Origin of the sequence: Vibrio nigripulchritudo ATCC 27043 (assembly GCF_000222685.1) — a bacterium.
Lineage (GTDB): Bacteria > Pseudomonadota > Gammaproteobacteria > Enterobacterales > Vibrionaceae > Vibrio > Vibrio nigripulchritudo.
Window position 1 is genome coordinate 1 of sequence record NZ_AFWJ01000071.1, and the last position, 10,228, is coordinate 10,228.

Annotated in this window: 2 protein-coding genes; both read left to right on the forward strand. The window is 48.8% G+C overall.

The window, feature by feature from the left end:
- Nucleotides 1–12: 12 nt before the first annotated feature.
- Nucleotides 13–6,939: a non-ribosomal peptide synthetase gene (locus RH89_RS07965; RefSeq protein WP_244410408.1), complete on the forward strand. Its 6,927-nt coding sequence runs from the start codon at nt 13–15 to the stop codon at nt 6,937–6,939.
- On the forward strand, nt 6,932–10,228 hold a 3,297-nt coding region (locus RH89_RS07970; RefSeq protein ID WP_004400916.1), incomplete at its 3' end, for a non-ribosomal peptide synthetase. The genes RH89_RS07965 and RH89_RS07970, both read left to right, overlap by 8 nt.

Genomic DNA, 10,228 nt, shown 5'->3' on the forward strand with positions numbered 1-10,228 from the left:
GCTGAAACACCCGTGGCTTTGGTGTTTGAACGTTCGATAGACATGATTGTCGCTATGTTGGCGGTGGTGAAAGCCGGTGGTGCGTATGTTCCTGTCGATGCCAGCCAGCCAGCGACGCGAATTGAGCAGATCATTCAAGATTGCGAAGCAAGAGTCGTTCTTTCCCAACAAGCTCTGATCCAAAGTAAGTTATTGGAGCTAAAGGATTCTGAGCGGATAGAAATCGCTCATAACAACTTAACGGGTGAGCCCTTAGCATTCGAACGAAGAGTTCTGCCTAACCAACTTGCCTACGTCATTTACACATCGGGGTCGACGGGCAAGCCCAAGGGTGTAATGGTCGAACACCAAGGCGTGGCAAATTACATACAGAATCAGCAGCGCTATCTGGATCTGGATTCAGAAGAAATGCATCCCAATGCGGGCTTTTTGTATCTTACCAACTTCGCGTTCGATACCTCTGTGGCCAGCATATGGGGAGCACTCGCAAGTGGCAGACCGCTGCACATTGTGTCTGAATCGGTTCGTTTTGATTTGGGCGCACTCAGTGAAGCCTTATATCAACCAGACCACTACGCGGTAGCGTACATTCCCCCAGCGTTGTTGAAAGAACTGAATACCGAAACGGATGAGACGTTGATCCCGAGAATTGTGGTGTCGGGGGAATCGACTCATCCAGACCTGATTCAAAAACTTGTAGCGCGAACTCGGCTGTTCAATGAATACGGTCCTACTGAAAACAGCGTCTGTACAACGGTACACGAATACCAAGAAGGTGATGACCCAAGTGTGATAGGTCGCCCTATTGGAGGTGTGCGATGTGTGATTCTGGATGATGTAGGCAATCCCGTACCTGATGGCATGTATGGGCAGTTGTATCTGACAGGGGAAGGTGTGGCACGTGGTTACCTGCGTTCATCCGAGCTGACCAAAGAGAGATTTGTTTCGCTGGACGGCTTAACGGAGAGATTCTACCAAACAGGCGATATCGTCCGCCTCAATCACTTAGGGCAGTTAACGTTTGCTGGGCGGGCTGACGATCAGGTCAAAGTTCGAGGACATCGTATCGAGCTGGGCGAGATTGAACACGCTATTTGTTTAGTCTCTGAAGTGGCATCGGCACGAGTCTGGGCAGATGAGAATGGGCGTTTGCAGGCGTATGTTCAGCCAGAGAAAAGCGTTGATAACCCATCTGAGTGGTTGGCAAGCGTTCGTGAAGAACTGGTAGATCAACTTCCGGATTATATGATTCCGGCGACTTGGGCATGTGTGGAATCCTGGCCACTGACGGTTAATGGAAAAATTGATCGAAATGCCTTGCCTCAAGCTAAAGCAATTCAGGCTGAAAATAGTCAATCCAAAACCAAAAATCCTGAAACAGAAGCAGAAATTGTAATTGCAGAGGTTTGGCAATCTCTGCTTAATCTGGAAGTGGTGAACGCCAACGATAACTTCTTTGCCCTTGGTGGAGACTCCATCTCGGCGATGCAAAGCGTTTCGCGTTGTGCGGCTAAGGGTGTGCACTTTTCTGTTCGGCAGCTTTTTGAAGCACAAACTGTAACCAAATTAGCGAATGCCGCCACATTCGACACACCAGATGAAGCACAAAAAGCAAGTGAAGGAAGTGTGTTACTCACACCGATCCAGAGTGAATTTTTCCAGTTCGCTCGTGAAGAATCACAACGAAACCACTTTAATCAATCGGTGCTCCTGAACGTTTCCGGCACAATCGATCACGCGTCTATTCTGAACATCGTTAAAGTGATGGTGGCAAGACACGATGTGCTGAGGCTTCGCTTCGAAGCGACTTCTATTGAAGGTGAAAATCCATCAAAACAACAGTGGCAGGGGGTCTTCCAACCACTGGAAAAAATGGACTTCCAATCTGTTGCATTGATTGAGTCTCTGATCGAGAGCAATTTGTTTACGAAGCGATGTAACCAGATCCAAACGGAATTGGATATTCAAAATGGTCCTCTTTTCCGATTCGCCTTTTTCGGGGAAGGAACCAGTCATGCCAAGCTGTTCATTGTTATTCATCACCTAGTGGTGGATGGGGTGTCCTGGCGAATTCTGCTCGATGATCTCCAAACTTTGGTTGAGCAGCATGATAACGAGCAACCGCTTACCTTGGCGGCTAAGCCTGTTACCTTTAAAAAATGGGTTGAGTTCAATCAGCAAAGAACGTGGTGCGCTTCGGAAATAGCATTCTGGCATCAAGAAGAAAGGCAAATACGACCGAGATTTGAACCTGTTTCAGGCATCGATACCCAAACCGTTCGGTTTTCTCTCAATTCAGCCGACACTGAACGGCTGACCAGCCAAGCGAACAGAGCATTTGGGACTCAAACTCAGGATTTGTTGCTGGCAGCTTTGTTCCAAACCTTGTCTACCGAAGAACCCAATCAAGGATCATCAAGTCATACAACTCGACGTCTTTCTCTTGCTCTTGAAACTCACGGTCGCCATACGGAAGGCTGTGACCTGAATTTGAGCGAAACCCTTGGCTGGTTTACCTCTATTTACCCACTCAATCTGGTGTCTGATGATTCGACACTGGCCGATGTGATTTGCGCAATTAAAGAAAAAGTTCGTCAAGTTCCTCAACATGGGCTGGCGTATGGCTGGCTAAAAGATAACTCCTCCGAGCTTGATGCAAACGCTCAGTCTCCAGATATCTTATTCAACTTCTTGGGGCAAATATCCAGCGGAGAGTCTGGCGCGGAAGACCAGAGCCTGTCACTGGTGACGGGGTTTGAAACCGATGATGGCACGCAAAATCAGATGATGCCAAGAGCCTTGTCTTTTAACGGGCGCATCGTTGATGGTGTGTTGTCGATAGACTTGGATTACAACGCCAATGTTATCAACCAAGCAGAAGTCACACGCCTGACGCAGAGCTACATTGAGCACCTACAAGCCCTTATCGGACATTGTTGCAAGCAAGAACAAATTCGAAAAACGCCGTCAGATTTTCACTGCTTACAACTCAGTCAGTCGGATGTTGACCAGTGGCTACAGGCGCTTGAAAAACAAGGCAGAAACTTGCTGGATGTGTATCCGGCAACTGGCATGCAGCAAGGCATGATTTATCACAGCGAATTGGAGCGAGACGCTTACATTACCCAACTTACGCTGTCGCTCAATCACGTAGATGGAGAGCGAATCAAGGCAGCGTGGGAAAGGGTATTGCATCGCCATGATATTTTCAAAAACTCGTTTGTTTTGGGTTCTGATGGCAGTCATTACCAAAGGGTCGCGGATCAGGCTGTCTTGCGATGGCAGGCAGTCAATCTGATTGGAATGAGTGAGTCTGATGCGCATTACAAATTGTCTACCATCCAGAAAGAAGAGCGAGCTTCCGGCTTTGAACTGAGTGATACCACTCAGACCAAGTTTTACTGGCTCCAAACTGAACAAGACAAAGGAAAACTGGTTTGGTCTACCCATCACGCACTGACCGATGGCTGGTGTCTGCCCATCTTGATGCAAGAGCTGTTTGAATGTTACGCCTCAATTGATTCGGCGACAGACTCAAATCTCGACGATCCCATTCCTTACAGGCGCTACGTAGATTGGTTGCAGCAGCAAGATTTCGATTCTGCCCTTTGTTTCTGGCAAGCGAAGCTCGGTGATATTGAAGAGCCGACCCAACTACCAACCAAATCGTTCAACGAAAAAATGGATGAAAACCTTCAAGGCAAAGGCAGTGCGCCTATTGTGTTGAATGCAGATCTTACACGTCAGTTGGAATCACTGGCGAAAGAAGCGCAGTGCACTTTAAACACAGTATTGCAAGGAGCGTGGGCGTGGCTGCTGTCGACATACTCTGGTGAAAGTCGGGTAGTGTTTGGCTCCACGGTGTCGGGGCGTCCGGCAACCTTAGCCGGGTCGGAGTCGATGGTCGGCTTATTCATCAACACCTTGCCTGTTGTCGCAGAGATTGAACGCCAAACAGGGGTATTAGACTGGCTGAAAGGGTTGCAGCAGGGCTTCGCTGAAGCGGAGGAGCATGGATATTTGCCTTTGCACGAGATTCAAAGCCTGTCCTCGGTAAAAGGGCGCAATCTGTTCGACAGCATTGTGGTGTTTGAAAACTACCCGATTAATCAATCAGAGCAGCAAGCTGTCAAGAACAGCTTTAGTGTGGACAAGGTTGAAGCAGAGGAAGAGACCAACTTTGGTCTCGCGCTGCAAGCCTTCAAAACGCGAGATGCAGAGGATTCGCGGTTAGAGCTGTCGCTGCAATACGATCGTGCTCAGTTTGCAGATTGGCAGATGACCCAGTTGATGGAGCATCTCAACAACATTTTAAATGGCTTCATAACCCATAAAACCTCCGCGTTACAACACGTTCAATTGCTGGGAGCTTCAGAAGTAGAAGAACTGATGTCCACTCTGAATGGCAGTACGAATCCCATTCCAAATTGTTCCATCCATGAACTGTTCGAGCAGTATGCCCGAGAAACTCCCGATCAAATTGCGTTGATTGATGGGGAAAGGCAGTGGAGTTACCGAGAGCTGGATAACGTAACTAACGCCTTGGCACGACATTTAAAAGCGTCGGGCGTTAACGAAAATGACCGCGTTGGAGTATGTGTTCAACGTTCGGCAGAAATGGTGGTCGGCGTGCTGGCGGTGCTGAAAGTCGGGGGGCTTTACGTTCCTATGGACGCCAAACACCCGCAAGCGCGAATAGAATTGATTGCCGAGTTAGCAAGCGTTCAATGCCTGCTGACAGACGGCAGCGCTGAGATAGCAAAAAGTGAAAATGCACTCCCTAGTTTCCGGCTTTCAGACTGGATGAATGCTACTTCTGAGAACGAATTCGAAAGCGTGCACCGCAAACCGCAAGACAGCGCCATGGTGATTTTTACCTCCGGTTCAACGGGGCAGCCGAAAGGCGTTGAAATTGCGCATCAAGGAGTCGTCAGGCTGCTTAAAAATACCAATTTCGTTTCTATTCCCACCAATAGCTCGGTCGGGCAAGTCAGCAGTTTCTCGTTTGACGCGTCCAGCTTCGATATCTGGGGAGCGCTGATTAACGGTGCAACCACCGTCATTCTACGTGACGAAGATATTCACAATGTGGATGCCTTTGCAGACAAGATTGCACGCTACAACATTAAAACCTTCTGCATGGCAACGGCCTTGATGAATCAACTCGTAGAGTTGAAACCAGATTTGTTCGCCAGTGTTGACTACCTGTTGTTTGGTGGCGAGGCCGTTAACGGCAGTGTGGTGGAGCGAATGTTCGAGCATGGCAAGCCAAAGCACTTGGTGAATGTATACGGACCAGCGGAAAACGCCACCATATGTGCAACTTACGATATCCAAGCGATACAGCCCGATTACCCAATGGGCAGAGCAACCAACCATTCCACGGTGTATGTGCTCAATCAGCACAAGCAATTGTTACCTAAAGGTGTTGTGGGAGAGCTCTACGTAGGGGGCAAAGGCATCGCCAAAGGCTATTTTGGTCGAGACGACTTAACGCAGGCGAAGTTTGCCGACCACTCGTTTGAAAATGGTCGTACAGAAAGGCTTTATCAGACTGGGGATCGGGTTCGTTACAACCAGGATGGGCAGTTGGAATTTGTATCGCGCGTTGACCATCAGGTCAAAATTCGCGGTCAACGTCTGGAACCTTCTGAAATTCAATTGCGATTGCTTTCTCTGCCTAAAGTGGAAGCTGCGCACGTTGCCACGGTCGATGGATCAACGGAGAAACAACTGTTTACGGCGGTCCAGCTGACTTCGAATTCAAATGATGAAGAGTTAGAGCAGATAAAAGCGCAACTTATCGACACGTTGCCTAGCTACATGGTGCCAAGCATCTGGCTGAATGTGGAAGAGATGCCACTAACACCGAATGGAAAAGTAGATGCTCGCGCATTGATCGCCATGGCGCAAAACAGCAACATTCGGCAGGTCAATACAGGGGCACCTCGCGACGACATTGAGATGAAGCTGTATCAAATATGGCGAGACATCTTACTGGAAAAAGAAATCGGCATTCGCGACCACTTTTTTGATGTCGGAGGTTCGTCCATTTCCGCCATCAAAGTCATGCATTTTGTGGAGAAACAGCTTGGTGTGAGGATTCCGGTGGTTGACCTAATTATACACCCAACTATCGAAGCTTTGGGTGGTCTGGTTCGCCAGCAGTTGCAAACGCAGAAAGGGATACATGACTCCGCAACGCCTTCCTCGTCCTGGTCGCATGGCGTGATTGAATTTCGTCCTAGCCAGAACGGCAAAAACGTCATCTGCATCCACCCGGCAGGGGGGACAGCATTTGGATACCTACCGTTTGCCAAAGCGATGCCAGAAGAATTCGGGATTTACGGCATTCAGGCCAAGGGCGTCGACACTGATGAAGACTTTCTGCCCACCGTTCAGGCAATGGCGGAATATTACCTGAGCCAAGTTGAGCTTTTGCTGGCTAAGCCGCATGTGTTTGTCGGAGCTTCTTACGGTGGCATTGTCTCGTTTGAAATGGCGAGGCTGATGAAAGAACGAGGCTGCAACCATTCCACTGCGGTGGTGTTAGACAGTGAAGCCACCGAAAAACCAGAAGTGCAGGCGATGATCGCGTCTGTTTCTGCCGATGTTTTCCGTGAAAAACTGGTGAAGTATAACGGGATGTATCCGGGTATTCAGGACGAACAAATCGCCCGTTACCACCGACTCTATAACCACCATTTAGCCACGCTCAAAATACTCAGGTTGGAAGAATCCGCAGCTAGAACGCTATTGGTGATGGCAACCGAAGACAAAGATGACGAGCACTTGGGGCTGATGGAGGCATTCTGGTCTTCCAAAGTGAGTACGTTGCTCAGGGTTGAAACCATCAAAGGGGATCATTCAACGTTACTGGAGCCGCCTTACATCAACGATGTGGCTGCAATGATCGAAAAGGAGCTATCTGATGATTGAGTTGTTTGAAGAGATAGTCGCTTCTCATCCTGAGCACCTTGCCATTGAAGACGGTGAAAAGGCGTTAACTTATGCTCAACTGGACAGGTTAAGTGGTGCATTAGCCGCTCATTTTGATGGTTTAGGTATCAAATCGGGCGATCGCCTTGGGGTTTGTTTGCCCCGTTCCATCGAATTGGCGACGACGTTGTTGGCTGCGGTGAAAATGGGCGTGTGCTACGTACCCATTGAGCCAAGCACGCCTCAAAAGCGGCGCGAGGAGTTGTACCAGCAATGCGGTATCGAAACTGTGGTGTCCGAATCAACGACTCTTTCCAAGTGGGTGCGAGAATCCGACAAGGAAGAAACAGTCGCTCTAAAGCCTATCGAGCAAGAGTTTACTGAGTGGCTAAGTCATATTGATACGCTTGATGCTCCCATGCCTCTTTGTTCCGCAAACAACCGTGAAGACTTGGCGTGCCTGTTTTTTACCTCGGGTTCAACTGGAGTTCCCAAAGGGGTGTCGGTTCTGTGTACTGGAATTCAAAGCGTTGTGCATCAGCCGAACTATGTGCCGATTGAGCTGGGCAGCCGGGTAGGGTGTTTGGCCAACCCAACGTTTGATGCGTTAACCTTTGAAGTCTGGGGAGCTTTGCTTAATGGCGCGACCATCGTTGTCGTGAATCAAGAATCTTTGGTTAACCCAGCTCTGCTTGCCAGCCAGTTAAAACATTCTCAAATTGACGTTGCCTTTATGACGACGGGTCTGTTCAATTTGATGGCGTTGGAAGACCCGCAAGCGCTGGCGTCCATTCAACATTTATTGGTGGGTGGAGAAGCATTTATTCCCGCCAACGCAGCGTATTTTTTTGATGCAGACAAAACCAAAAAAGCGCGCTTATACAACGCATACGGTCCAACAGAGTGCACCACATTCAGTGCGTGTCATCCGATATTGCCTGAGCGATTACCTGAATACATTGAATCCAGTCGCGTACCCATTGGCAAAGGCATCAACCAAACACAGGTTCACATCGTGGTTGATCGAAATCGTTTTGCACAACCCGGTAAAATTGGGGAGATTGCGATTACCGGTCCCGCTTTGGCAAAAGGGTACTTTGGTGACCAGCAAAAGACCGAAGCACGTTTCCTATTTCTTCCCTGGCTTAACGAAAAAGCGTATCTGAGCGGTGACTTGGGACGAATTAACGAGCTTGGTGAGATCGAATTTCTAGGGCGGGAAGATCAACAAGTCAAAGTTCGGGGGCATCGAATTGAGCTGACTGAAATTGAACAGGTCCTTCAGTCACACCCAAGCGTAATGCATGCATCCTGTGTGCCTGTAAAAGATCAGGAAACTGATATCTACGCTTATCTGGTATTAGAAAGTGACGCCAGTAAGGAATCGCTGAGAACCCACTTAAAGCAGCATTTGCCTGCGTACATGTTGCCGCACCGATATTTTGCAATTACCAATCCTCCATTGAACAAAAACGGCAAGCTCGATCGACGTCAGCTTCGTAAGATGGAAAACCGAGAAATTACCGATTCAGACAACCGTGTGATAAGCGCAAGGGCAGAGTTACTTCGGCAAGCCCCCGTATCTGGCGAGTATTTTATGTCGCTGACCAAAGAGGTTCTGCACCTGACAAGCGAACCGCATTTGGATGAAAGCTTTGTCGAATGTGGTGGTGATTCCCTGAAAGCCATGCGACTGGTGGCTAGGCTGCGTGACAAGTGGGATTGTTCACTCAGCGTGGGCGACGTCATGTCGAGCGAATCATTGTTATCTGTAGCGAAACAGATCGAACAGCAAGCTTTGATACCTCAAGAAGCCGGCGCAGAATGGGATTCAGAAAAGCTAGACGGTTCTCGCTATTTGGCTTCCCCCGAGCAGGCTCGCTTGGCGCTATTGCAATATTTGAAACCGCATTCGGTGGCGTACAACGCTCCTTATCACTTTGAAATTCAAGGTGAGTTGGATGTTGATGCATTCAAAAAAGCGTGGGAGCTCACCGTGAAAAACCACGGTGCGCTGAGAAGTGCCTTTCTTCAGAGCGACGGTCAAATTGAAGTAGTTGAACGCGACTACGAAGATTCTCTGTTCGGGTGCCAATGGTTGGGAAATCAAACCCATAAGTTGGACAATATCGCCAACGCGGTATTCGATATTGAAAACGACGCTTTGTGTCGGGCTGCTATTGCCCAATCCACCAATAAAAATATCTACTACTTGGTGCTGTGTTTTCACCACTTGGTGATTGATGGCTGGAGTGTCAACGTACTGCTTAAAGTGCTAAGCGAAGCGTACCATTCAGCTATTAAGAATCGCTCTTTGGCAGAAAATGAGAACGAGGATCCGTTTGAATCAAGGTTGACTCCCGTTTCTTACGCATCGTTCAGCGTTAAGCGTCAGCAGTACCACCAAAGCTGTTCAGCTCAAGTGGCGCGAGCATTCTGGCAACAGCAGAGCCAACTCTCTCCACCCACGTTATTTGGTGAACATGCACCTCTTTGCCAATCTAATAATACGGATGGCACGCATGAAATCATTCTGAATGATGACTTATGGTGCGCGGCAAAGTCCTGCGCCAAACAACAAGGCATCTCCTTATACAGCCTTCTTCTGGCGGCGTTCAGCCTGACTTTAAACCGCTACTTTCAGCAAGATCGTGTATCCGTTGCTTCTCCTGTCGCTAACCGTGAGGGGGGAGATTTCGAATCACTGGTGGGCATGTGTGCCAACACCTGTTTGTTCCAGGTGGATATGCCTTCGGGGTTGAGTGTCGACAAGTATCTGGCTTTGGTGAATCAAGTGGTGGTGCAAACCCAGAAACACCAAGAGATAGACTTTGGTGAAGTGGCTGCTCTTCACCGTGATCGAAACCAGGACATCATCGAAGCCATGTTGGTTTTGGAAAACACCGACACTCAAGCACTGAATCTGGATGGATTGGCGCTCACTGCAAAAACGCTGTTTTCTGGTGAAGCCAAGTTCCCGCTCACTCTGTTTGTGACTGACTTGGATGAAAAAGCCGAATGCGTGCTCGAATTTCAAGGCAGCAAACTGAATCTTGAACTGGTGAGCCAGTTTGCGCGCTCGTTTTCTGCTGTGTTGAATAATCTTGCCACGCAGCCGAATTCAGCGATTCATTTATTGCCCGCATTCAATCAAGAACAGATGGCACAGCAAATGGGGTGGAGTGAACAGCCACAAACAGAGAGCCTGCCTTGGAAGCGGCTTGATGAATGGTTTGACTATCAGGCATCAGTTACGCCCGATGCTCTGGCGGTTGAACTCGGTGAAGCA